Source organism: Mesorhizobium sp. M0195, from assembly GCF_040322115.1.
Taxonomy (GTDB): domain Bacteria; phylum Pseudomonadota; class Alphaproteobacteria; order Rhizobiales; family Rhizobiaceae; genus Mesorhizobium.
On sequence record NZ_JAMYSV010000002.1, the window covers coordinates 139,246 to 163,559 of the forward strand.

The window sequence follows — 24,314 nt, forward strand, 5'->3', positions numbered from 1 at the left end:
ATATCTCTCCCTCACAGGCCAGATAAGAAATCGCCCACGGCGCCGGCCAGGAACTCTCCGCGAAGATAGCCCTTGCATCGTTGCTTCAAGTTGTCATAACGTCGTTCATATCGCTGTGCGCCTACGCGGAGGATCCCGGATGTCTTTGGCTTGGATTTCGAAACTGGCATTGGCTGCAGGGCTACTAGCCTCGCCCACCGCTGGATGGGCGCAATCGGTCAGCATCTCCTATCTGACCCACTGGTCGCCCGAAACGGTCGCTTTGCTGGACGCCGCGGCCAAGGACTACGCCAAGAGCAATCCGGATGTGACCGTCACCATCCGCGCCGTCCCCTTCGGCGACCTCCTGACGACACTGCGTTCCCAGGGCGGCAGTTCCGATGGGCCGACGATCGGCGGCATCTACGATTTGTGGCTGCCCGAACTGGCGCGAGACAAGCTGGTCGCGCCGGCCCCCGATACGGTTGCCGGCGAGGTCAAGAGTGCGTGGCCGGCCGGTGTCGTCAGTGCGGCCTCTGTCGGCGGCACGCTCTACGGCATTCCAAACGAGATCGACGTCTATGCGTTGAACTACAACAAGGAGCTGTTTAAGCAGGCCGGCATTACGGCCGCACCGAAGACCTGGTCCGAATTGAAGGATGCCGCCCAGAAGCTGACCCGGAAAGACGCCGGCCAGCAAGGTTTCGGCATGATCAACTCCTGGGCGGCTGGCGTCGTCCACCCGTTCGCCTCGCTGCTGGTCTCCAATGGCGGCGAGCTGGTCAAGGACGGCAAACCGATGCTCAACAGTCCTCAAGCCGGCGAGACTTTCCAGCTCTACGAGGATCTGATCAAGTCGGGCGCCAGCGATCCGGCGATGGCCACCGCCGACGCCAACACCACCGGCCCCTTCCTAGACAATTTCGTCTCCGGCAAGACCGGCATGATCATCATGGCCAACTGGTGGGAAAGCGCATTGAAGAGCGGCATGGGCGACAAGTTCTCCAATATCGCCACCGCACCCATCCCGGTCGGCCCGAGCGGCGACAAACCGCACTCGATCTCTTATTCGTGGATGACCGTCGTCAACGCCAATGCCGGTCAGGCCGAGCAAAAAGCGGCATGGGATTTCCTGGCATGGCTGAACAGTCCGAAGTCCGGCAAGAACGGCGCCTCGGCAATGTCGGATATTCTGATGTCGATGGGCATCCTGCCGACGCGGACCTCCGACATCGAAGCCCACAAGGACAAGCTCGGTTCCGAGTTCCTGTCCGGCTATGTCAGCGTGCTTGCCGACGCCAAGCCCTTCCCTGTCGTCCCGGGAGGGCAGGAGTTCAGCGAATCGCTCCAGCAGACGCTCGAGGCGTTGCAGTATGGGCAGCTCTCGGCCAAGGATGCGCAGGCGAACGCGCAGGCCGATGCCGTCTCGATCCTGGAGCGTGCCGCCAAATAGCGAAGGCGCCGTTTCGTGAGCCCGACGCTTTGGAAGCAGAGCGATGATCAAGACCTATCGTGCCTCGGCGGGCATCATGCTGGCGCCCGCCGTGACATTGATCGGCGTTTTCATCCTGCTGCCGATGCTGCTCACCATCTGGCTGTCATTCCAGGACTGGTCGACGCAAACACCTTTTTCCAGTGCGAGCTTCATCGGCTTCGACAATTTTCGCGCAATATTCGGACCGACCTCGGTCGGGCGGGATTTCAAGCGAGCACTGCTCAACACGGCGATCTACACGGCATTGTCGATGATGCTCATCCTGCCCCTTTCGGTAGTGTTCGGCTTGTTGGTCCACCAGAGCGATGTCGCAGGCGGCGCGGCGCTGCGGACCGTGTTGTTTTCCACCTACATGGTGCCGATGATCGCCGTGACGCTGGTCTGGTCGAAGCTTTATTCGCCGAGCGAAGGGCCCCTCAACCAGATACTCGGCCTGGCCGGTATCGGCCCGCAACCGTGGCTGTCCTCGCCAAGATCGGCGTTGATCTCGATCGTCGTGCTCAATGTTTGGCAGCAGATCGGCTATTTTACGGTGCTGGCGGTTGCCGGGCTGACCCAGATCCCGGGCAGTCTTTATGAGGCGGCGACTCTGGACGGCGCCAACCGGCGCGAACAGTTCCGCTTCATCACCTTGCCACTACTGCGGCGCACGCTTCTGTTCAGCGCCGTCATCGCCATCATCAACGCCGTGCAGGTATTCGAGCCGGTCGCGCTGATCACCCAAGGCGGGCCGGTCGGCTCGACCAACGTGCTGACCTATCACATCCGCCGTGTCGGCATCGAGCGCGCGCAAGGCGGATTGGGCTCGGCCATGGCGGTGATGCTGATGTTGGCGCTGATCGTCGTTGTGTGCGCGCTGTTTGCATTTGCCAACCGGAAGGATGACCAATGAGCGCGCGGGGCCGCTCAGGATCGAGCCTGTGGGCGCGCAAACGCCTGGCGGGCCGCAGAGCCCTGCTCGCCACGCTGATGCTGCTGGTTGCCGTGGCCTCCGCCTTCCCGCTCTTGTGGATGGTACTCTCCAGCCTGAAGACGCCGGCCGAAACCATGCAGGTGCCGCCGGTGTGGATACCGCGCACGCCGAGCCTCGAAGCCTATGAGAAAGTCTCCGGCGTCATCAATGTCGGCCGCTCGATGTGGAATTCGCTGGTGATCGCCTCGATCACCACCGCAGGCATTCTGGTCACCAGCATGATGGCTGGCTACGCCTTCGCCAAGCACCACTTTCCCGGTCGCTCGCTGCTGTTTTCCGTGCTGATCGCCACCATGTTTCTGCCGCCGATCGTCACGCTGATCCCGTTGTACCGGCTCGTCGGATCGATCGGCCTGAATGCCAGCCTTGCCGGCATCATCGTGCCCAATCTCGCCAATGCCTTCGGCATCTTTCTGATGCGCCAGTTCATCGCCGGCGTGCCGGACGATTTGATCGACGCGGCACGGATGGATGGGGCGTCGGAACTTGTGATCCTGTTCAAGATCGTCGCGCCGAGCGTGGCGCCCGCGATCGCAGCATTGGCGCTGTTTGCCTTCGTCTATCATTGGAACAGCTATCTCTGGCCGCTGACGGTTCTACAGGGTAATGCACACGACTATCCGATCGTCATCAGCCTCAGCCGCCTGCTCAGCTACAACAGAGGCGCCCTCAATACTGGACTGGTGATGGCCGGCGCCACACTTGCTGTGCTGCCTCCATTGGTGCTGTTCGTTTTCCTGCAGCGCTTCTTCGTGGATTCGATCGTCGGTTCGGCGATCAAGGGATAGCGTCGGCGGCACTGCCGGCATCCGCCCGGCTGTCATTGGGACGCGCTGGTGCGCATAACGGAGCTACGCTGATAGCCGCGTTCTGAAGCTATCTGTTTATCGGCGAATCCGACGCGAATTCCCCCGCTGCCTACCTTTATCCAGCGCAGCCCCCTCAAGGGGTTCTGTGATGATATTGGTTATGCTTCTATATATGTAACTGTGCTCATCACCCAAGGAGCGGGATATTGCCACTTGCTACAACCACTTCGTTAGGTGGCGTCGGGCTGGTGTCTGGGGCCGTATCATAGACGCGCTTGCCGCTGGGCGGTCCGGCGGCGGCGGTATCGCTCGCCCTGGCTTCGGGTAGAGGCTTCGATCTGACCATGCAGTACGCCGCTCTCATGCTGATATAGCTGGAAGCGGCCGATGTCCTTCGCCACCGGCATGGCCGTTTGGCCACGCGACCGCACTACGCCGCGTCTGTCATGGGAGTGAACGCCTTCCGGCATCCGCGCCCAAAGCAGTTGCTTACGGCGGTGGCCGAGGCGCCAGTTACCGTATCTTGTCGGTAAAGCGACGTTGCGCTCTCTGCTTCCACATCCGGGTATGCCGAAAAGTCCGTCGGTCAAAAGTCGACCAGCGGCGTGTCAACGATCTGGTGCTCGAACAGCGCCCAGAACGGCGATCCCTGGGATTCGGAGTACCAATGCTCAAAAATCGCAAGGGCCTCGCCGATATTGGTGGCGGGTTCGACGTCGGGCAACTTCGCGGCCTGGAACAACGCAAGCGCAACCGGGCCAAAATGCGTGATCGCTTCCGTGCGCGCCTCGCTGTCCGCATTCCAGCCGAGCCGCAAGCGCAAGACGGCCAAAGCGCTGGCCACAGCGATCTCCTCACTTTCGGCCGAGGCCACGGCGTCGGAGATATCCTGCATGAGGTTGAGCCGCCTGAAGGCGAAAGCGCGCTCCTGTTCCAGAACCGCGATCTGATTGGCCGCTTGTCGCCTGAAGCTTGCCTCGGTTGTCCTGGCGGTCTCAGCCGTCGTTTTCAGGTCATTCAGAAAGGAAGCCGTCGGGTTCATCTTGGCTCACTAGGATGGCGGAAGAGAGTGGGAGTCGAACCCACCAGAGACCGACTCGCGGCCCCTCCCGGATTTGAAGTCCGGACGCCCCACCGGGGACGATGCTCCTCCAGAAATTTGCGCCATCGGCGGCTCACCCTCGCCTGTCAGGCGGAACAGGTCCAGCCTGCGCCTGTTCAGACGGCGCAAGTCTCCCCGCCGCAGCGTCACGCCGTGCCGATCGAGAAATTCGAGGATATGGATGGCGACCTTGCGTCCGCTGCCCACGCGATCGCGAAATTGAGCAGCGGTGAACTGCCCTGTGGGCATCGACGCAGCGAGGTCGCGCGCGATCTCGACGATTTGCGCCAATGCCTCGCGCTGGAAGAAGTCGTCATGAGCGACCTCGTGGACCTTCCCCATGCGGCCGGCAAGCTTCAGAAGCCGGCGGATTTCGGTGTCCGGCGAGCCCAGCACCTCGGCAATATCCCACACCCTCGGCGGATGGAATCGTTCGGGTCCGCCAATGAGAGGCTGGATCTGTAGCCAGAGATTTTCATCCTTTGCCGTCAAGTGCGCCTCATGACCGGGTAGTCGCACCCAGGCGCCGTCCAAGGCAACTTCTCCAGCGTGCGAAAGGCTCCGCAGAACTGCTATGAAAGAGGAGGCCGGCAGACGTGGATCAAGCCCAATACGCAGTCTCTCCATTCCTACGCCGGGCAAATCCGGATTGTCGGCATGGAAGGTCCCCAGGGTCGCGGCCAAGTCGCGCTTAAATCGCAACCAGCGCTCCGGCGACAGCACGAGAAGCATTTCTCCGACCTTAAAACGGATAAGCCCGAGTTCATCGATCAGGCCTTCCATCTCGCAGTCACTAAGCGCCCTGTCGCGCGCAAAAGCCTTCAGGTCGAAATAGTGGGGGGGCGCATCAAGGAGTGCGGCGGCGGCCAGTTCGGGCGCCAATAGCGCATGGGCATCGAGTTGGATCAGCCGTTCCGGCGCGCGGCGTTTGCGGCTGGGCGCCCGCAGATCGAGAAAATGTCCGCCGCCGATGGTTCGCTGCGCGGAGGTGTCGCGCACCACGTAAACGTCGCCGGCAGCAGCCGCGATCGGACTGTCCAGCACCAATTGAACATTGGCCGTGCCGCCAGGCCCGATCGGTTCGTCTCCGAGGAGTACGATGCGTGCCCCGACCTCCGTCGCGGCATGGTGGAGCCGCACCGGAAACCATTGGCCGATCGGCTTGCGTTCCCCCGGCAGAACGCGAAGGCTTGCATCGATCCGGTCCGACGGCGCGTGAAGCTCCGGATCGACAATCACGTCGCCGCGCCGGATCGCCTCCTTGAAAACCCTTTCGCCGGTCAGATTGAGCGCGCAGCGGTCTCCTACCCGACCGCGTTCGGCCGGCCGGTTCTGGGCGTGGATCGATCGAGCCCGCGCAAGCAATCCTGACGGGCTTACGACCACGTTGTCGCCAACACCGAGAGAACCCGAAAGCACGGTGCCCGTCACGACGGTGCCCACGCCGCGCAGCGTGAACGAGCGGTCCACCGCTAATCGAAAACGGCCCGAAACTGCACGCCGGGCAAGATGCGACGCCTCCTCGAACAAGAGATACCTGAGTTCATCGATACCTTCGCCTGTAACGACCGAGACGGGAATCAGGTGGGCCTCGGCAAGCATCGTCCCGGCAAGCACCGAGCGGATATCGTTCGTCACCGCAGTACGGCGCTCGGGACCGGCCAGATCGCATTTCGTGAGCAGGACGGCGCCGCGCTTGACACCGAGCAGATCGACGATGGCGAGATGCTCCCGGGTTTGCGGCATCACGCCGTCGTCGGCGGCCACCACCAGCAACACGAAGTCGATGCCGCTGGCGCCGGCCAGCATCGTGTGTACGAAGCGCTCGTGCCCGGGAACATCGACGAAACCGATGCTGTCCCCACCCGGCACCGGCAAATAGGCGAAGCCGAGATCGATCGTCATGCCGCGTGTCTTTTCCTCCTGCAAACGATCGGTGTCTATACCGGTCAGCGCATGCACCAGCGCAGTTTTGCCATGGTCGACATGTCCCGCCGTGCCAACGATCATGATGATGCGGCCTCCGGCCACGGCGCGGCGGCGCGACGCTCGGCCTCGGCGGCATCGCCCGCGCTCAATTCGGCCCGCACCGCAGCCAGATAGCGGCCGGCAAGGGCGCTGCCGCCTGCCTGGGCACGCAGGAGCCAAACCAGCGCCTCGACCGCGTCAGCCGGCACGCCCGAGCCAAGATGGCAGGCGGCACCGAGCATTGCCTGCCCTTCGGCGTCTCCTCGCATGGCAGCACGGCGCCACCAGCGGACAGCCTCGTGGGGATCGCGCGGCACGCCGAGCGCATTGTGATAAAGCATGCCGATCCGGGTCATCGCGGATGCGATGCCTTGATCGGCCGCGGCAAGCGCCCAGCGTCGCGCCTCGCCGACATCGGGAAGCATCACTTCGCCCTCCAGCAGCATCCAGCTCAGCATATCCTGCGCCGGTCCGTCGCCAGTTTCCGCTGCGGCCCGATAGAGCTCGGCCGCCCGGCGAAGGTCCTGCTCGACGCCTTCGCCGCGGAAATAAAGCGACGCCAAATTCCTTTGCCCGACAGGATCCCCTGCCTCGGCGGCGAGCGCCAGCCAGCGAAAGGCCATTTCCGCATCACGCTTGACGCCGAGCCCTTCGGCGAAGCAGGCGCCGATATCGTTCTGAGCGCGGGCAACGCCCCGGTGAGCGAGCGGCTCCCATATGGAGAGAGCCACGGCATGGTCGCCTCGCCGCGCGGCTTCGAGGGCCTCGGTCATGCGTGCGGCCACAGGCGTCTCGGCTGGGCGGCGCGCAAGGCGATCAAGCCAGCGCATCGGTTCCTCCCGGATTTAAGCCGGCAAGATTGGCGATGAAGTTCGCCTCGTCTTCCAGACAGCGCAAATCGAGCACGAGCGCCTGGTTTTCGATGCGCCCGATCACGGGGACGCCCAGCCCACGCAGCGCAGCCGCAAGCGCTTCGAGCGCCCGGCCGCTCCCTGAGCGCGACTTGAGTGCAAGCCCGGCGCTTGGCACAGTTTCGAGCGGGAGCGCGCCGGATCCGACTTGGCTCCGGCACTCCACCGTGTCGACCGCAAAGGCTTCGCCCACGGCGTCAGCAACAAGGGGAGCAAGGCGCTTTGCCTGCGCTGCAATCTCCCTCACCGAGCGCGAGAGCAGCCTTAGCGTCGGCAGGCGCTCGGCCAGGCGGTCTGGGTCGCGGTAGAGCTTCAACGTCGCTTCGAGCGCGGCCAAACGAAGCTTGTCGACCCTGAGCGCCCGCTTCATCGGGTTGCGGCGGATCGCTGCGAGCAGGTCCCTGCAGCCGACGATGAAACCCGCCTGCGGACCGCCGAGCAGCTTGTCGCCGGAGAATGTGACGAGATCGGCGCCGTCGGCGACCGCCTCGCGCACGGTCGGCTCGCGCCCAAGGCCGTAGCGGGCTAGATCGACCAGCGTGCCCGAACCGAGATCATGGACCAGCGGCATCCCATGCGCCTTGGCGATTGCAGCGAGCTCGGGGGCCCGGATCTCTGCCGTGAATCCTTCGACCCGGTAGTTCGATGTGTGCACCTTGAGGATGAGCCCGGTCTCCGGGCCGATCGCCGTGACATAGTCTTTGCGATGGGTGCGGTTGGTGGTGCCGACCTCGACAAGCCTGGCGCCGGCGCGCGTCATGATCTCGGGCATTCGGAAAGAGCCGCCGATCTCGATCAACTCGCCCCGCGAAACGATCGCTTCGCGACCGAGCGCCAGCGTGTTGAGTACGAGAAGGACGGCGGCCGCGTTGTTGTTGACGACGGTTGCATCCTCGGCTCCGGTCAGCTCGCAAACGAGCGATCGAAGATGATCGTCCCGTTCGCCGCGCCCGCCGTTCTCGACATCGAATTCGAGAGCCACCGCTTCGCTCATTGCCAGCCGAACAGCATCGACCGCCTCCTTCGCAAGGAGGGCACGTCCCAGATTGGTATGCAGCACCGTTCCGGTCAGGTTGAAAACGGGGCGCAGGGAAGGTCGTTCGCCATCCCTGAGCTGCAAAAGTGCGTCGCCGGCAAGATCGTTTGCCTCCGGCACGATCGCTCCGGCATTGCGGGAGGCCATTCGCGCATCGGCGACGGCTCGGCGAATGGCCTCCGTCGCGGCCTGCCGTCCGAAGCGCTCGATTGCGGCCACCGCCAGCGGGGTCCTCAGCACTTGGTCGACCGACGGAAGATTGCGTAAAGGGTTTGCGGATGAAGCAGTCATCGTATTGTCAGTAGCCAACCAGGAACGGATTGAACGATCCGCGGCGATGGCCACCCTCGCGGACGAGCAGGTCGAGGCCGAGCGTCGCCACGTCGTCGGCGACCGGATCGAGAGCCGGATCCTTGTGCTGGGATAGGATCTTTACATAGCTGCCGCATGCATCGCAGGTCTCGGCTTTGACCGTGCCAGAGCCTCCCTCGATTTCCTGATAGCCTATCCCCTTGGTCGAGCCGCACAGCGTACATTTGATGCGGACGTGGTTCCACAATGTTCCACACAGCGCGCAGGCGCAGAACCGCGCCCCGTGTGCGCCGTGCCAACCGACGATGATCGAGGATACGGGCGGCCCACCGCAGGCCGGACAGGCGCCGTCGGCAACCGGAACCAGCTTCGAGCTGTCGAGACATGCCGCGAGGCGGGCGAAGTGAACCTGCAGCGCGGCCGCGACATAGACATGCTCGGCAAGCGCGTTCATTGGGATCGCATCGGTGAGCACATTGCGCACCATGGATTCGACCCCGAACGCATCGATATTCGCGAGCCTGTCCAAGGCGGCTGCGGCCGCCTCGGGTTTTTCGATCGTGGCTGCCACTTCGAACAGGCGGCCGAGCGTCATTGCAAGGGCGACATCCGAAGTGAATTGGTTGCGATCGAGCGGCGGCATACTGAAGGTTCGTGCGCGCTCGCGCGCCTCCGCGGTCGGCAATTCGACATCCGGCAATCCGTCCTGGATGCGGTGCTGCGCATCCGCCAGTGCAGCGAGGAAGCGGAGATAGGGGCCGAGCTGGTGGTCATCCGCCAACACATTCAATCGCTCTGAGCGGCGAATGAACAAGGTCCGCGGATCAGGCAGGCGCGCAAAGGGTGGGGCCGAGACCTCGCCGATTACAGTCGGGTCAGGGCGTGACGGATCTTGTTGCTTTGGCATTTCAACCTCACGAACCTCACGGGCCACGTGGTCGGCTTGATACTGCTCCAGAGCAATTCCACGAAAAGTATAACGGCTTTCCGTCCGGAATTGCGTAAAAATAATGCCCGCTCATTCGGCGGGATTCGATCCCGAACGTCCGTCCGGTTTGCGTGCGATCAGTTCACGCAGCCATTTGCGATGATGCCGCCAAGCCCAGCCGCCGGTCACCCGTCCGCGCGTCATGGCTGGAATGGTGCCGCGTACCCAGATGGCCGAATAGAAATGGATAATCCACACGCCGATGATCGCCACGGCAGCGATCGAATGAACAAGCAGCGCCACCCGCTGCTGACTGATCGTGGTGTAAGCGGCGAAATATTGTTGCCAGATGACAATGCCGCTCGAAATCAGGATGATGATGAGGATCGACATTGACCAGAAGACGAGCTTCTGGCCGGCATTGTACTTGCCGACTTCGGGGACGTTGTCCTCGTGATTGGACAATACGTCACGGAAACGTGCGAGCCACGTTCCGTCCTCGGGCCTCCACAAATTGGCCTTCCAGAACCGAAGGAAAAGCCCAAGGAAGCTGAAGAAGAGCAAGACGCCGATCCACGGGTGAATGAAGCGCGTGAACTGGCCGCCGCCAAACAGCCCCGACAGGAAGAACAGGCTCGGGTGAAACATGGCAAGGCCGGACAAGGCGAGCAGGATCAGGCTGGCCGCCGTGATCCAATGGTTGATCCGCGCGCCAACCGTGTAGCGGTCCACGATCACTGGCTTGCCGGGATGTACCTGCTCGTTCGGCTTCACGTCATACGCGGCCATCGTAGTCGCCTTCCGTCAGCTCTTCGGCATGCTCCTCATCCGTCTCGGAGACCCTGTTCGGTCCCATGACCAGATGGTGAAGCAGGCCGACGCCGGCCGCCACGCCGAGAATGGTGAGGCCGGCATATTTGGTCACGCCCTTCCACGCCTCCACGAGCGGGCTGATCTTCGGCTCCTTCGGCAGACCAGAATAGAGTTCCGGCTGGTCGGCATGGTGCAGCACATACATCACATGCGTCCCTCCGACGCCGGGCGGATCGTAGAGGCCGGCATTCGAATAGCCGCGCGATTTCAGGTCCTTGATGCGGCCGTCGGCGTGCTGTTTCATCTCGTCTTTCGTGCCGAACACGATCGCCTGGGTCGGGCAGGCCTTGGCGCAGGCTGGTCCTTGGCCGACAGCCACGCGGTCGGAGCAGAGCGTGCATTTGTAGGCCGTGTGATCGACTTTGGAGATGCGCGGAATGTTGAACGGGCAACCCTTGATGCAATAGCCGCAGCCGATGCAGTTCTCATGGACGAAATCGACGATGCCGTTCGAATACTGCACTATGGCGCCCGGCGCCGGACAAGCCTTGAGGCAGCCCGGGTCAGCGCAGTGCATACAGCCATCCTTGCGGATCAGCCATTCGAGTTCGTTCGTCTCGGGATTGTCCCATTCGCTGTAGCGCATCAGCGTGAACATGTCCGGCGTGAGATCGGCAGGATTCTCATAGACGCCGGCATTGAAGCCGATCTCCGGATGCGTGTCGTTCCACTCGATGCAGGCCGTCTGACACGCCTTGCAGCCGATGCATTTCGAAACATCGATGAGCTTGGCGACCTCCGTCAAGTGCTGCTCGGGTGCGGGAACCCTCGAGGCAGAGCGGCGGATGAGGTCCTTGTCGGAAAAACGCGGTGCGGTATCTGTCGTCGAAGGATTTGGAAGTGGAGGAAACATCGCTTACGCCTCCTACGCTACCGGCCCGGCGATGGGCTCGATGTTGACAAGGAACGCCTTGTATTCCGGCGTCTCGATGTTGGCGTCGCCGACAAAGGGGGTGAGCATGTTCGGGCCAAAGCCTTTCTTCGCCGCTCCCGTGAAGCCCCAGTGCAGCGGTATCCCGACGATGTGGACGGTCTTGCCATCGCAGGTGAGCGGCCTGATCCGCTTGGTCACCATGGCCTTCGCCACAACGGAACCGCGTTTCGACCAGACGCGCACCCAGCCGCCTTTGGTGATCCCCTTCTCGGCCGCAAGCTGTTCCGAAATTTCCACGAAAAACTCCGGCTGCATCACCGCATTGGTGATGACGTGCTTGGTCCAGAAGTGGAAATGCTCGGTCAGTCGGTAGGAGGTCGCCGCGTAGGGGAACTCCTGCGAAGCCGATTCGGCGAACTGGGCCATATCGCCTTCGAACACCCGCGCTGCGGGGTTGCCGCGGACTTTGGGAGCTATCGGGTTCGCGATGGGCGACTCGAATGGCTCGTAATGCGCCGGGAATGGTCCGTCGCGCATCATGCCCCGGGTAAAGAGGCGCGAGACGCCTTCCGGATTCATGATGAACGGGCCTACTTGATCGGGCTTTGCCGTTGGCAAGATGTCGGGGACATCGTAGCCCGACCATTTCGTGCCGTCCCATTCGATCACCTTGCGGCTTGGATCCCAAGCCTTTCCGGCGAGGTCAGCCGACGCCCTGTTGTAGAGAATGCGGCGGTTGGCGGGCCATGAGAACGCCCATTTGGAATAGGCGCCGGTTTCGTCAGGATCGGTGGTGTCCCGCCTGGCCATGTTGTTGCCGTTTTCGTTGAAGCAGCCGGAATAGATCCAGCAGCCGCAGGAGGTGGAGCCGTCGTCGCGCAGCGCGGCGAAGCCCGGCAAGAGCTTTCCGGCCTCGGCCAGCACCTTTGTCGGGTCGGCCGTATCGGTTACCCTGGCGAGCGCCCTGCCATTGATCTCCTGGGCGAGCTCCTCGGCCTTCGGATCGCCGGGATCGGCATAAGGCCAATTGAGCTTGACGATCGGATCGGCGAAGGCACCACCTTCCTTGGTGTAGAGCTCCTTCAGGCGCAAATAGAGCTGCGCCATGATCCAGGTATCGCGTTTGGCCTCGCCGGGGGGCGTGCCGCCGGCCCAATGCCACTGCAGCCAGCGCCCCGAATTGACCAGCGAGCCGTCATCCTCGGCGAAGCAGGTGGAGGGAAGCTGGTAGACTTCCGTCTGAATCTGCGACGGATCGACATCGTTGTACGGCCCGTGGTTCTCCCAGAACCGGCCCGTCTCCGTGTCCAACGGATCCATGATGACGAGGTATTTGAGCTTCGAGAGGGACTCGATCACCTTCTTCTTGTTCGGAGCTGCCTGTAGTGGGTTGAAGCCCTGGCAGAAATAGCCGTTCATCTTGCCCTGGTGCATAAGCTCGAAAGCCCGCAGCAGATCGTAGCCCGGCAGGTCGAGCTTCGGCAGGAAGTCATAGGCGAAATCGTTCTCCGGTGTTGCGGCATTGCCCCACATCGACTTTTGGAAGCTTACGAAGAACTTCCTGTAGTTCTGCCAGTAGCTCATCTGGTTCGGCCGGAGCGGCTTGAAGCCCCGGGTCGACATGTAGGCTGCCAGATCGACCTCCTTCTCAGTCGGCAGCGTCAGATAGCCGGGCAGCAGGTTCGACATCAGCCCGAGGTCGGTCAGCCCCTGGATGTTGGAGTGACCGCGAAGCGCGTTCATGCCGCCGCCGCGTATACCGATGTTGCCGAGAACAAGCTGCAGCATCGCCATGGCGCGGATGTTCTGCGAGCCCTTCGAGTGTTGCGTCCAGCCGAGTGCGTACATCGAGGTCATCGCCTTGGTCGGAGACGACGTCTCGGCGACCATCGCGGCCACCTTCAGGAACCGGTCCTTCGGTGTCCCGCAGATGCGCTCGACCATCTCCGGCGTGTAGACCGCGACATGCTTCTTGAGCAGATTCCAGACGCAGCGGGGATTGGCCAATGTCGCGTCGACAACGGCAAAGCCGTCCGAGCCTATGTCATAGTCCCAACTGGACTTGTCATAGTCTCGCTTCGCCTCGTTATAGCCCGAGAAGAGGCCATCCTGATAGGTGAAGCCCTCCTTGACAACATATGTCGCGTTGGTGAAGGCCTTCAGATAGTCCCATTGCACCTTGTCGTTCTGGATGCAGTAGTTGATCAGCCCGAGCAGGAAGGCGATGTCCGTTCCCTGGCGGATCGGCGCGTAAAGATCCGATACCGAAGCCGAGCGCGTGAAGCGCGGGTCGATGACGATGAGCTTGGCGCCGCGGTTGGCCTTCGCCTCCGTGACCCATTTGAAGCCGCAAGGATGCGCTTCGGCGGCATTGCCGCCCATGATGACGACGAGATCCGTGTTCCTGATGTCGGTCCAGGAATTCGTCATTGCGCCGCGGCCGAATGTTGGGGCGAGACTCGCCACCGTCGGGCCGTGTCAGACACGTGCCTGGTTGTCGAACACCAGCATGCCCGCGCTGCGGACCACCTTGTAGGTCGCGAACGCGGTTTCATTGGTCGAAGCCGAGGCGGCGAGGAAGCCGGTGGTGATCCACCGGTTGACCGTCACGCCGTCATTGTTTGTCGCGACGAAGTTCTTGTCGCGATCGTCCTTCATCAGGCGGGCGATGCGGCTGAGTGCGTCTTCCCAGCTTATCGGCTCGAACTTGTCCGAGCCCGGTTTGCGGATCATCGGATGTTGCAGACGGGTCGGCGACTTGACAAATCCGAGCAGGGCCGACCCTTTGGGGCACAAGGTGCCGCGATTGGTCGGATGATCAGTGTCACCCTCGATATGGGTGATCTCGGCTGGCTCGCCCTTTCTGAGATCACCCTTCGAATACAAGATTATGCCGCAAGCCACCGAGCAGTATGGACAGGTATTGCGTGTTTCGATGGTGTTCGCGAGCTTGAAGGACCGTATGGCCGCCGCGTGTGCGGCCTCGCTATCGCCGAAGCCGAGGGCTCCGAGCGTAGTACCGGCGAGACCCGCGCCTGCTGTTTGCAGGAACGCGCGTCGAGAAAGATCGATGTTCATGGTTTCCTCCCGAAGCCGATGCCCCACAAGGCAACTCGAACCAACGGTTCAATCCGGGTAACTAGTCTCGGACCAAATAAAATCAATGCCAAAGAACGAGGTGCGTACGGTGCAGCAAAAGTGCCCTCCGAACGGCCTTCGCAGCAGGTTCGTGCCCGCAAATCGGCACTGTGTATTATTGTCGAATTTCTTGTCTTGTTTTCGTGACCGCGACTGCGATTGACGAAAACGAACGTATTATCATAAAGTAAAGCGTGGCGATGAAACAGCTCCCGCGGGTCGGGGCGCCTTTCGATCTATACCCAATGACGGCGGTGCCTCGCACGCTGGATACGGTCCTTGCCTTTCCTAACTCAACAAAATCCGCTGAGAGTAAGCGTGCTCCAAACGTGCCGTGCGTCGGGCGATCGTATTTTCCATTCCGGTTGACTTTGATCCCTACTAAAGCGTGGCAGCAGAGGAGGCTCGACGACCATGGCAATCGCCCTCTCGCCTGAAGTCACGGAAGCGCCCGTTGTGCGCCTGACCAGCCTCGCCCATGGCGGCGGTTGCGGCTGCAAGCTGGCGCCGTCAGTGCTGCAGCAGCTTCTCGCCGATCCGGCGGCTGCCAGTCCCTATCATCAGCTTCTCGTCGGCACGGAGACCGGCGACGATGCGGCAGTCTGGCAGCTCGACGGCGCGACTTGCGTCATTGCGACCACCGACTTCTTCATGCCGATGGTAGATAACCCCTACGATTTCGGCCGGATTGCCGCAACCAACGCCCTGTCCGATATCTATGCGATGGGTGGCCGGCCGATCATGGCGTTGGCTATACTCGGCATGCCTCTCGACAAGATCCCGACGCTCATGGTCCGCGAAATCCTGAAAGGTGGCGAAGCTGTCTGCGCCAACGCCGGAATCCCGGTTGCCGGCGGCCATTCAATCGACTCGCCGGAGCCGATTTACGGCCTTGCAGTCATCGGCACATGCCGACCCGAGGATATCCGACGCAATTCTGATACCAGGCCAGGCGACACCTTGATCCTGACGAAAGGGCTCGGTGTCGGCATCTATTCCGCCGCCATCAAGATGCAGGCGCTTTCCGAGAGCGGCTATCGCGAAATGATCGCCTCCACCACCCTTCTCAACCGGATCGGAGCGGAGCTGGCGCAGGACGCGAGCGTCCACGCGGTCACCGACGTGACCGGATTTGGCTTGCTCGGACATGCCCTCGAGATGGCACGCGGTTCCGGGTGCACGCTGATAATTTGCAGCCGCGACGTGCCGCTGTTTTCCGAGGCTGCCTCGCTCGCGGTCGACGGCCACGTTACCGGCGCATCCTGGCGCAACTGGGCGAGTTATGGCGACGCGGTAAGCTTACCTCCCGGCATGCCCGAGTGGCGACGCCACCTTCTCACGGACCCACAGACTTCGGGCGGGTTGCTGGTTGCTTGCGAGACCGACTGCGCAGCCGCGCTCGTCGAGAGGATCGTCGCGGACGGCTACCCTTCGGCTCGCATCATCGGCCATGCCAGGCCCGGCGCGCCGACAATAGTAGTAGAGGCCTGAACGAATCGGCGAACCTCGTGGCGACCATGCTATAAAGCATTGATAAATAATGGTAATGGTGGGCCCGGACGACGTTTGGGGCTTCGCGGCATTCAATTCCAATGTTTTTCGATGTTTTGTCCTATCTACGGCGCTAGATTCCACCCGATCAAACGCCTCGCTCACCGTTAACGGAAAAGAGAGGGCCATGATGTGTTTCAGTCTCAAGTTGGAAGGTCGCATGGCGCATTGACGATACTTTGCGACGAGCAAGGAGGGGTCTCGATTTGGAGCTGGAGGCGGATTGGCAGCTTCGAGGCTCGGATTATCAGAAGCGGGCCTTCAGTAATCACGTGTCTTCCTGTTATTATGGACACGAGGAGATGCCCCCTGTGAGCGAGAACCGCAAGTTAGCCGCGATCCTGGCCGCCGACGTGGTCGGGTACAGCCGGCTGGCGAGCGCGGATGAAGACCGTACTTTGGCCAGGTTGCGGGCACCGCGCAGCGACCTGATCGACCCGACCGTCGCTGTCCACAATGGACGCGTGATCAAGCACACAGGCGATAGCGCATTGGTCGGGTTCCGCAGTGTGGTAGTGGTGCACTAACAACCGCTACGGATGAGGACGGACAAGCAGTGTGCTGGAAGGCGTCAGGCCTCTGTTCACCTGCCAAGCACAGCTCGCACATTCCACGGTGGTTTCAGGCTTTGTCGATAGCCTTGAGGAGCCGCGCACGCCTTATATCTCGCCGAAGCACCTGTCGCAGGCACTGGGTGTGAAGGTGGCCAACCTGGCCCAGTTGACGGTGTCCACCGCAACACGCTCCGTAACCCGTCATCGGAGCGCCTGCAGGGTCGGACGCGCGAGATGGTGAAAGTGATCTCGGCCGCGACGGAACTCACTGGCGACGTCGACTCGCGCTAGGGAAGCTGGTTTATGATCCGTACACTTTTAGACGATTGACCGAAGTACACCGCCGTCGACGCGCAGACCGGCGCCACTCGTCGCTGACGCTTGCTCCGAACAAACGTAAACAACCATGTTGGCAACTTCTTCGGTCGTCGCAAATCGATTGATCAGTGTTGTCGGGCGCATCGTCGTCAAGAACACTTGCTCCGCTTCCTCTTGGCTGATGCCTTGCGAGTGCGCCAGCTCACTCATCATATTCGACAGGATTTCGGACCTCGTTGGGCCGGGGAGGACCGCGTTAACTGTCACACCCGTTCCGGCGACCGCTTCGGCAAGCCCCCTCGAAATAGCGAGTTGCGCCGTCTTGGTCATGCCATAGTCGATCATCTCTTTCGGGACGTTGAGTGCGGATTCGCTGCTGATGAATACGACCCGTCCCCAACCCCGCGCTGTCATCTTCGGCACATAGTGGCGTGCGGCGCGAACACCGCTCATGACGTTGAGCTGGAAGAGGCTCAGCCAGTCGTCATCGGCGAGATCGAAGAAAGTCTTCGGGCGCGCTGTGCCCACATTGTTGACGAGGATATCCGCATCAGGCGCCTGTGCGAACAGAGCTCCGGCCCCTTCGGCTGTCTCCAGATCAGCCGTAACGCCCGTCAGATCAGCCTGTGGGAAAAGCTCGCGAATCTCGCGAAGCGCTGTGGCGACGCGTTCCTCGCCGCGGCCGTTGATCACAACCGAAGCGCCCGCGCGCGCCAGTCCTTCGGCGATGGCGCGACCGATGCCCGCCGTGGAACCCGTTACAACGGCCTTGCGGCCCTTAAGATCGATATTCATGAGTCTATTCCTTCAATTTCGGACTGCGACAGCGACGGCTGTTTTACTTGATGTGTGAGGCAGTGCGTTCGGTTGCGACCTTGGCGAGATCCTCAAGGAGCTTCTCGTGCGTGCGCCAAAAAACGTCGGGGGCCTTCTTGGCCACTTCGATCCAGAACGGGCCCTGCATCGTCTCCTCGGTCCAGAGGTGGCATCCATTCGCCGTGGGTGTGATAATCCATGCGTGATAGGCCTTCGAAGTCACCGCCGCCTTGGGGTAGCCGCCCCACGCGATGCGCGTCATGGGCTCGAACTCCTGCACTGACGCGAAGACGTCCTGGCCGGCCAGGTTGGTTTCGAACCGTGTGCCAAGGCGAAGCGATTCGTGCCCATCAAGCAACTGCACGTGTTCGACGCCCGGGTAGAAGCCAGGCCAAGCGGCGGGATCTACGAGCAACGACCAGATCGTTTCAGCAGAGGCCGCGACCTCAAGTTCGTTGGTGAAATGGATCGGGGATCGGCTGGGCGTCAGGTCTGCCGGCCATTTGATTGCCTCGAACATGTTGTTCTCCGTGTTGGGACAAAAGCGAGAAAAGTGCCGTACCTGCCTGCGCGAAGTGGTCGACCGATGCCGACATTAGCGGCGGCCCCTCAGCGCCAGCGGCCCGGGCTCACACCTGCGCGAAGCCCCCGTCGACGGTCAGCTCGATGCCGGTCACGAACGAACTGTCGTCGGACGCAAGGTAGAGCGCGGCCGCAGCGATATCGTTGGCTTGACCGTTCCTGCCCAGCGGCGTGTCGAGGGCAGTGTGCGCGAAAAAGGCATCGCTCTGCTCCTGGGACAGCCCGGCATTTATGCCGATGGGCGTTTCGGTGTTCCCGGGGGCGAGCGCGTTTACGCGGATATGGCGTGCTTTCAGATCCGAGGTGAGGGTCCGCGCGAGGGAGCGGACCGCAGCCTTGCTGGCCGAGTAGACGCTGAAAGCCGGAGCGCCCTTCGAGCCCGACACGGACGACGTGAGAATGATCGAGGCGCCGTCGCGGAGCACCGGCAACAGCGTTTGCACGGTGAAGAATGTTCCCTTCAAATTGGTCGTGACGGTTCGATCGAACGCTTCTTCGCTCACTTCGCCGACCGGCGCGAACGTAGCGACGCCGGCATTGGCAAACAGGACGTCGGCGAAGCGGTAGGTCTTGGCGACGTGGTCGCGAAGAGCAGCGAGATCCGCCATCTTCGTGATGTTGGCGAGGACCGGATCCAGGCCCCGCCCCAACGCCTGCGCGGCACGTCGAACCTTCTCGCCGTGCTGGTCCACCATCACGACTACTGCGCCCTCGGCCGCAAACCGCTTCGCGGTGGCAAGGCCGATGCCGCTTGCCGCACCGGTAACAACGGCTATTCGCCCATCAAGTCGGCCCATTCCGGTTTTCCTTTTTTGTCCAGGGTCGACGATCATCTCGCCCCCTCGCAAGCAAATGGGATCGAACGCGCTCAGGCGGGATTGACGATTTCTCGACAGCGGCTGTGCGTTGGCGCACCGCCTGTTCCCAGGGGATGGTGTTCGGCACTGGCTGCGAATGCCGCAGAATAGCCGATTGCCGAGGTCTGGGAGCTGCAGCGAAACTAGAATTGTGGGGTCGACGAGAGATTCGCACCATTCATGCTATTTAATACGTGTTTCAACACCGCAGCTTGCGGTGCAAGGTTGCACCACATGATCGACTGGGACGACGTTCGCTACTTTCTTGTCATATCGCGCGAAGGCTCGGTTCGGGCCGCCGCCGAGCGCCTCAAGGTAAACCACTCGACTGTGCTGCGACGCATTGCCCAACTGGAACAGCGCCTCGGCGCGTACCTGTTCGAGAAGCTGCCCTCAGGCTATCGTCTCACGGATGCGGGTGAGGGAGTCCTCGAGTTCGCTGTCCCTGGCCACGGATGTCGACCTCCACTGGGACGCCGAGGCGCGACCAATCCGTGAATGGTGCGCCGATGCACAGCCGCTGTCGAGAAATCGCCAATCCCGGTTGAGGCTCCACGACCTTAGCTAAGCTCCAGAACGTACCGGCAATTCGCCGATCTGGAGATATGAAATGACTTACGCAATCATAGGCGCCGGGGCCGTCGGTCAGGCGCTCGCGAAAATGTTCGCCCGCAAGGATATCGAAGTGGCCATAGCAAGCACACGTGCGCCCAAGGCGCTCGCGCCGCTCGCAACGGCCACCGGAACCACGGTCATCCCCAGCTCCCTGAACGAAGCGATCAAGGCCGACATTATCCTGCTGGCTGTTCCGTTCTGGGCGCACGGGGAGGTTGCGAACACTGCCAAGGACTGGCGGGGCAAGATCATTATCGATGTGACGAACGCCTACGGCGTCTCACCAAGCGATTTGGGCAGCCTCCCGTCTTCGGCCGTGGTCGCCAAGGCGTTTGGCGCTGCCGCGCTTGTCAAGGCGTTCAACCACCTGCCTGCAGGCGTCCTTGCTCAGGAGCCCTCCATCGACGGCTGGCGGCGAGTAGTTTTTCTCTCCGGCGACAATGACAGCGCCCTTCCGGTGGTGTCCACGCTGGTCGAGCAACTCGGCTATGCACCGGTCAACCTTGGAAGGCTCGCAGAGGGTGGGCTGCTCATTCAGGCGCGAGGAAACACCTGGGCGCCTTTAATTTTCAAAGATCTCTTCAAGAAGCAGGCTTGAGCCATGTATGATCGTGTAATATGGCCTGACCATTTCGACCCGAAGATTTCGTCGATCTACGCACTCAATGACATTGACGTGAAAGCCCCGCCTGAAGTGGTGTGGGAGCTGCTGATCGACGCCGAGAACTGGTCGAGCTACTTTCCTCCTGAGGATCAGGTCAAGATCCTGACCGGTGAGCCTAAACTGGCGCTCGGAACCAGATTCAGTCGGGTGACGGTTGGATTTCCGATGAGCCTTGTCGTGACGGAGTGCGAGCCCGGCCACAGGCTCGCGTGGAAAACGGTGGTCGACGGCGACGAGACCGGCTCGACCGCCTATCACGGTTGGGTCATCACTTCCACAGACACGGGTTGCCATGTGCTGACGGAAGAGACGCAGCAGGGCCCTTGGTTCCTCGACGTGCTCGGACACAAGCACCCCGGTGGGCTCTACCGCTATCATCAGCAGTGGGTCGAAGACCTTGCTCGCGCTGCCGAGGCGGAAGTGGCGAGAACTGCACGCTAATTCCGCATCTGCATCTTCTTCGCTCGCGGCTGATTTTAGGGCCTCCGCCTTAGGAACATCCCCGCGATAAGAAGCGGTCACGTGCTTACATGACACGCTCTCTATTGGCGAATGCCCGCTTCGCCAAGGCAGGCGCGCAAGTTGCGGATGTCACGGCTTTGGCACGAACTCGAGCAACGGCGCGTAGGGCGGCCCCACAAGCGGTGGATAGCGGCGGTAGGTGTTGTAGACCGCTCCGCCCTCCATCGCGAAGACGCTCCACCCTGCGCTCACCGACACGGCCGACTGGAGGTCCGGCGCGCCGACGTCGTCGCGGTAGTCCTGCAGCCATTGAGGTGCCTCGCGGAGCAGCTGCTCCATGTCGAACTCGTCGCGGACGATTCCGAACATCTCCTCCCGGCGGAACGCGAAGCCGTAGTCGAACAGGAAGTCGTCGCCGTAGCCCGACACGTAGGGCATCGTCCACCCGCGCTGTGCCTTAGTCGCCACCAGCTTCTCCAGCGGCGCCCGCGACATCGCGATGAGCGTCACGTCGCGGTTGTTCATGTGCGTGACCATGCCGCCCAGCCCATCGCCAACCGAGGTGCAGCCCGGGCACGCCACCTTCCAGTCCTCCCCGTACATCAGGTGGTAGATGAGGAGCTGCGAGCGGCCATCGAACAGCTCCGGCAAGGACTTGGGCCCGTCGACGGTGGCGAAGGTGTAGTGCTTTTCGACCGGGACCCAGGGCAACTCCCGCCGCTGCTTGGTGACACGCTGTTCGTGCGCTGCCAGCTCCTGCTCGGCCGCCAGCAGCTCCTTGCGGGCGACCTGCCACTCCTGCTCAGTTGCGACCTTCATCCGACCTCCCTATGTTTCGACCTCGTCCTTGTTGAAACCGCGCAAGGACCGAAAACCTCATCGGCACCTCGAAGTCGATGGCCTCCGCGACCCATCCGTTCGAGGCGCAGAACGGACAGGGCGAGCGGACGGTAACCCGGCTCGCCCGGCGGGCACAAGAGCAGCACCGTCTGGTTGTCCCGAAGCGGTCGTGCCTGGATGTGGTGCTCATGACCGTCGCGCCAACGGCGCCGGGCACCATCGCCATGCCGTACAGCATTAGCGCCGAGAATCCGAACATGCCGACAGCGCTATCACCGTCACCAGGAACCAATCGTGCAGGGAGAGGTTGCCGATGTCGCGCCAATCGTCCGCGATGAACGGGAACAGCGCCAATACACCGATCGCGACACGGAGAGTCTAAGCGACGAAGACCGGCATGGCCGAGGCAATTATCTTGCTGAGGGTATCTTGCTGATGGGAGTAGACGAGGAGAGAGGAACCGCCCTCTCTCCCCGAGTTCTTACGGACGAACGCTGATGACTGTCTTTCCCGTGCGTCGCTCGGTTGAGTTGAAGGTGGCGACGGCATCATCCATGCTCGAGACCTTGCCGATGTTCGTCCGCAGTCGTCCATCCCGGATCCGCTGAACGATCTCACAAAGCTGGGCTAGCCTCGACGACGAAGTCAACCGTCAGGCCATCTGCAGGTCGAATATCCGTTGGTCCGACGACTGTCACAAGCGTTCCTCCGGCCCGGACCAGCGTTGCGGACCGTTTCTGAATATCGCCGCCGATGACATCGAAAACCAGATCGACACCGCCGACCTCTTCCAAGGTGTCATTCCCGAGATCGATGAATTCATTTGCACCGAAGTCGAGCGCCTTCTGGCGGTCGGCGGCGCGTCCGGTGCCGATGACATAAGCTCCGGCCTCCCTTGCAAGCTGCGCCACCATCGAACCGACGGCACCGGCCGCGCCATGCACGAGAACGCTCTGCCCCGCCCGAAGGCGGCCGTGCTGGAACAGTCCCTGCCACGCGGTCAGGCCGGAGATCGGCAAGCTTGCGCCAACCGTGAAGTCGACGTCGCCGGGCAGCGGTGCGAGATTGCGTGCCTCCATGGCGACATACTCGGCGAGCGTGCCGTCGCGATGCCAGTCGGCGAGGCCGAACACCCGCTGACCGATCGAAAGCCCCGTGGTGCCGTAGCCGAGGGCCGTGACCACACCGGCCAGCTCATGGCCGAGGATCGACGGCGTCCGGTCATGGAAGGCCCGATCGGCCCAGGTCGAAGGCCACTCCAGTTCGGTGTTGACGAATCCCGCCGCATGAACTTGTACGACGACATCGTTTATTGCCGCCTGTGGTTCGGGCCGCTGCCCCAGCTTCATTCCGGCCGTTCCTGCAGCCTGGTCCGTCACTACGATCGCTTTCATGGGAATTGTCTCCTCAGTGATTTGTTGGTTCGGGGTAAATTGCTGGCGTGGAAGGTCTTTTCGATCTCTCACGCAGTTAGACTAGGTCCCCATAAAGGTATGTCATCACGCCGAGCCGCAGCACGCCCTCGTTGCCGGTCGAGTAATACCGCTACTTCAGCGTCGCCGACAGGATTCCAATGACGGTCTCATCGGTATCGGCGAGCCGCGAATCCATGCTAAGCCGCCGCCCTGTATGAAAGGACGACATCTGTGAGCGAACTGACCGTGGCCGAGGCGACCGAAAGTATCTATGCCTCGCTCCGGGCGGGCAATGCCGACATCGACGCAGGTATCGCGACGCTCAAGGCAGCGCTCACACGAGAGGGGATAAAACAGGCGGTGTTCGATCCGACCAAGTTGGCGCAGAACAATCGCTCGGGCCGCAAGTTGATGCAGGCTTATTTTCGGCAGCGCGGCGTGAGCGTGAGGTTTTCGGACCAATAAAACCGAGCGCGGGCGATCTCAGGCGCGCCGTTGGGAGTGATGGCCAATCCGGCGATTTGCCAACTGTAGTCGGGACTGCGCCGCTTACCAGCCATGAGACCGTGCGCCGCTGCACGCTCACAGATGGACCCTCGCAATCCTGAAGCCGGAGGGACCAGCAAGAGCGCCGAGCAGCAGAGGCGCTCGGCCGAAGCGTCTCTCCAGCTGTCGTGCATCAAACTATTGCAAGACGTTCAAATTTGACCTTCCGCATTCATGCTCTGTCGAGCGTATCTCTTAGAGGCGCTTAAACCTTCTGCGCCGTAGGTTTTTGTCGGGCTGAATCGCCGTCAGCGACGATGACGACGAAATAGGAGAACGCAAATGGCTCGCAATCACGTTGAACGTCTTAGAGAATTCAGGGAAATTCTGGTCGCGACTCGACGCGAAGGAGTCCGTAACGTGCACCATACTCGCGACGCAATGCGGGCAAGTGGCTTTCAAATTGGCGACAGCGACGGCTCCAGCTATGGAGTCGAGCTGAAGGTCCTCCAAGAGGAAATCGAGGCAGTCGATCGCGCCATCGAAGACGAGAAGCGGTTGGCCTTGACACTCGAGAGCGCGGCCCAATCCCGCCGGCCGATTAAGCCGAGGGTCGTGAAAGGAACATAGAATCAGGTACGAATCGCTCCTGCTCGTTCGAACCTGTCCAGCATCTTCGCGCGCGCCGGCATGGCCCACACGCCACGTTTGGAAGGCGCGAGGCCGCTCCGTCGCACATCCGCTGTTTGTTCCTGC

Annotated in this window: 19 protein-coding genes, 1 tRNA gene and 5 pseudogenes; 11 read left to right on the plus strand and 14 right to left on the minus strand. The window is 61.8% G+C overall.

The genetic code is table 11. The features are described from left to right. Window positions 1-139 precede the first annotated feature (139 nt). The 3 genes from NKJ12_RS05495 to NKJ12_RS05505 are packed head-to-tail and all read left to right on the plus strand — an operon-like array spanning window position 140 to window position 3,235. Window positions 140-1,432: an ABC transporter substrate-binding protein gene (locus tag NKJ12_RS05495; protein WP_352701529.1), complete on the plus strand. Its 1,293-nt coding sequence runs from the start codon at window positions 140-142 to the stop codon at window positions 1,430-1,432. Between the two features lie 43 nt (window positions 1,433-1,475). After that, window positions 1,476-2,366 (plus strand): carbohydrate ABC transporter permease, encoded by an 891-nt coding sequence (locus NKJ12_RS05500; protein WP_352701530.1) that lies wholly within the window; start codon window positions 1,476-1,478, stop codon window positions 2,364-2,366. Further along, window positions 2,363-3,235, plus strand: coding sequence for a carbohydrate ABC transporter permease (locus NKJ12_RS05505; RefSeq protein WP_352701531.1), 873 nt, complete (start codon window positions 2,363-2,365; stop codon window positions 3,233-3,235). The genes NKJ12_RS05500 and NKJ12_RS05505 overlap by 4 nt, the downstream gene beginning before the upstream one ends. A 607-nt stretch (window positions 3,236-3,842) precedes the next feature. Here the strand turns inward: NKJ12_RS05505 and NKJ12_RS05510 are convergent. From NKJ12_RS05510 to fdnG, 9 genes and pseudogenes are all read right to left on the minus strand, one after another. Continuing rightward, window positions 3,843-4,151, minus strand: a complete 309-nt coding sequence (locus NKJ12_RS05510; RefSeq protein ID WP_352701532.1) for a hypothetical protein — start codon at window positions 4,149-4,151, stop codon at window positions 3,843-3,845. Between the two features lie 162 nt (window positions 4,152-4,313). Beyond that, window positions 4,314-4,409: transfer RNA gene (locus NKJ12_RS05515), tRNA-Sec, on the minus strand. A gap of 123 nt (window positions 4,410-4,532) precedes the next feature. Further along, window positions 4,533-6,368, minus strand: a pseudogene (gene selB, locus NKJ12_RS05520) (selenocysteine-specific translation elongation factor); the annotation flags it as partial. Beyond that, window positions 6,365-7,156, minus strand: a complete 792-nt coding sequence (locus NKJ12_RS05525; RefSeq protein ID WP_352701533.1) for a tetratricopeptide repeat protein — start codon at window positions 7,154-7,156, stop codon at window positions 6,365-6,367. The pseudogene selB and the gene NKJ12_RS05525, both read right to left, overlap by 4 nt. After that, window positions 7,143-8,564, minus strand: coding sequence for an L-seryl-tRNA(Sec) selenium transferase (gene selA / locus NKJ12_RS05530; RefSeq protein ID WP_352701534.1), 1,422 nt, complete (start codon window positions 8,562-8,564; stop codon window positions 7,143-7,145). The genes NKJ12_RS05525 and selA overlap by 14 nt, the downstream gene beginning before the upstream one ends. A 7-nt stretch (window positions 8,565-8,571) precedes the next feature. Further along, the gene (gene fdhE / locus NKJ12_RS05535) at window positions 8,572-9,492 is read right to left on the minus strand and encodes a formate dehydrogenase accessory protein FdhE (protein WP_352701535.1); all 921 of its coding nucleotides are present in this window, start codon (window positions 9,490-9,492) and stop codon (window positions 8,572-8,574) included. Window positions 9,493-9,603: 111 nt separating this feature from the next. Then, a complete protein-coding gene (locus NKJ12_RS05540; RefSeq protein ID WP_352507612.1) occupies window positions 9,604-10,302 on the minus strand; it encodes a formate dehydrogenase subunit gamma in 699 nt (232 codons plus the stop codon). Further along, entirely contained in the window at window positions 10,289-11,239 is a 951-nt protein-coding gene (fdxH, locus tag NKJ12_RS05545; RefSeq protein ID WP_352701536.1) for a formate dehydrogenase subunit beta, read from the minus strand. Before fdxH ends, NKJ12_RS05540 begins: the two co-directional genes overlap by 14 nt. Window positions 11,240-11,251: 12 nt before the next feature. Next, a complete protein-coding gene (gene fdnG / locus NKJ12_RS05550; RefSeq protein WP_352701537.1) occupies window positions 11,252-14,338 on the minus strand; it encodes a formate dehydrogenase-N subunit alpha in 3,087 nt (1,028 codons plus the stop codon). A gap of 474 nt (window positions 14,339-14,812) precedes the next feature. On the opposite strand from fdnG, the gene selD reads away from it, so the two are divergent. The 3 genes and pseudogenes from selD to NKJ12_RS05565 all read left to right on the plus strand — a co-directional run. After that, window positions 14,813-15,889: a selenide, water dikinase SelD gene (selD, locus tag NKJ12_RS05555; RefSeq protein WP_352701538.1), complete on the plus strand. Its 1,077-nt coding sequence runs from the start codon at window positions 14,813-14,815 to the stop codon at window positions 15,887-15,889. A gap of 371 nt (window positions 15,890-16,260) precedes the next feature. Continuing rightward, window positions 16,261-16,464, plus strand: a pseudogene (locus tag NKJ12_RS05560) (adenylate/guanylate cyclase domain-containing protein); the annotation flags it as partial. Between the two features lie 46 nt (window positions 16,465-16,510). Further along, window positions 16,511-16,782 (plus strand): annotated as a pseudogene (locus tag NKJ12_RS05565) (hypothetical protein); the annotation flags it as partial. 39 nt (window positions 16,783-16,821) lie between these two features. Here the strand turns inward: NKJ12_RS05565 and NKJ12_RS05570 are convergent. The 3 genes from NKJ12_RS05570 to NKJ12_RS05580 all read right to left on the minus strand — a co-directional run bounded on the left by NKJ12_RS05570 (window position 16,822) and on the right by NKJ12_RS05580 (window position 19,016). Further along, the gene (locus NKJ12_RS05570; RefSeq protein WP_352701539.1) at window positions 16,822-17,616 is read right to left on the minus strand and encodes an SDR family NAD(P)-dependent oxidoreductase; all 795 of its coding nucleotides are present in this window, start codon (window positions 17,614-17,616) and stop codon (window positions 16,822-16,824) included. Window positions 17,617-17,659: 43 nt separating this feature from the next. Continuing rightward, window positions 17,660-18,157 carry an SRPBCC domain-containing protein gene (locus tag NKJ12_RS05575; RefSeq protein WP_352701540.1) on the minus strand — a complete coding sequence of 166 codons (498 nt, stop codon included), beginning with the start codon at window positions 18,155-18,157 and terminating at the stop codon, window positions 17,660-17,662. A gap of 109 nt (window positions 18,158-18,266) precedes the next feature. After that, the gene (locus NKJ12_RS05580; RefSeq protein ID WP_352702062.1) at window positions 18,267-19,016 is read right to left on the minus strand and encodes an SDR family oxidoreductase; all 750 of its coding nucleotides are present in this window, start codon (window positions 19,014-19,016) and stop codon (window positions 18,267-18,269) included. A 294-nt stretch (window positions 19,017-19,310) separates the two neighbouring features. Between NKJ12_RS05580 and NKJ12_RS05585 the strand changes: the two are divergent. From NKJ12_RS05585 to NKJ12_RS05595, 3 genes and pseudogenes are all read left to right on the plus strand, one after another. After that, window positions 19,311-19,517: pseudogene (locus NKJ12_RS05585) on the plus strand (LysR family transcriptional regulator); the annotation flags it as partial. Between the two features lie 154 nt (window positions 19,518-19,671). Beyond that, entirely contained in the window at window positions 19,672-20,289 is a 618-nt protein-coding gene (locus NKJ12_RS05590; protein ID WP_502905698.1) for an NADPH-dependent F420 reductase, read from the plus strand. A gap of 3 nt (window positions 20,290-20,292) precedes the next feature. Beyond that, the gene (locus NKJ12_RS05595; protein ID WP_352701542.1) at window positions 20,293-20,796 is read left to right on the plus strand and encodes an SRPBCC domain-containing protein; all 504 of its coding nucleotides are present in this window, start codon (window positions 20,293-20,295) and stop codon (window positions 20,794-20,796) included. Between the two features lie 150 nt (window positions 20,797-20,946). On the opposite strand, the gene NKJ12_RS05600 is transcribed toward NKJ12_RS05595, so the two are convergent. Together NKJ12_RS05600 and NKJ12_RS05605 are read right to left on the minus strand one after the other, a co-directional pair. Then, window positions 20,947-21,636 carry a DUF899 family protein gene (locus NKJ12_RS05600; protein WP_352701543.1) on the minus strand — a complete coding sequence of 230 codons (690 nt, stop codon included), beginning with the start codon at window positions 21,634-21,636 and terminating at the stop codon, window positions 20,947-20,949. A 502-nt stretch (window positions 21,637-22,138) separates the two neighbouring features. Further along, a pseudogene (locus NKJ12_RS05605) lies at window positions 22,139-23,051 on the minus strand (NADP-dependent oxidoreductase). A 252-nt stretch (window positions 23,052-23,303) separates the two neighbouring features. Here NKJ12_RS05605 and NKJ12_RS05610 point away from each other — a divergent pair. Then, complete coding sequence (locus NKJ12_RS05610) at window positions 23,304-23,537, plus strand: hypothetical protein (protein WP_352507602.1); 234 nt, start codon at window positions 23,304-23,306, stop codon at window positions 23,535-23,537. A gap of 363 nt (window positions 23,538-23,900) precedes the next feature. Continuing rightward, window positions 23,901-24,188, plus strand: a complete 288-nt coding sequence (locus NKJ12_RS05615; protein WP_254818635.1) for a hypothetical protein — start codon at window positions 23,901-23,903, stop codon at window positions 24,186-24,188. Window positions 24,189-24,314: the final 126 nt, after the last annotated feature.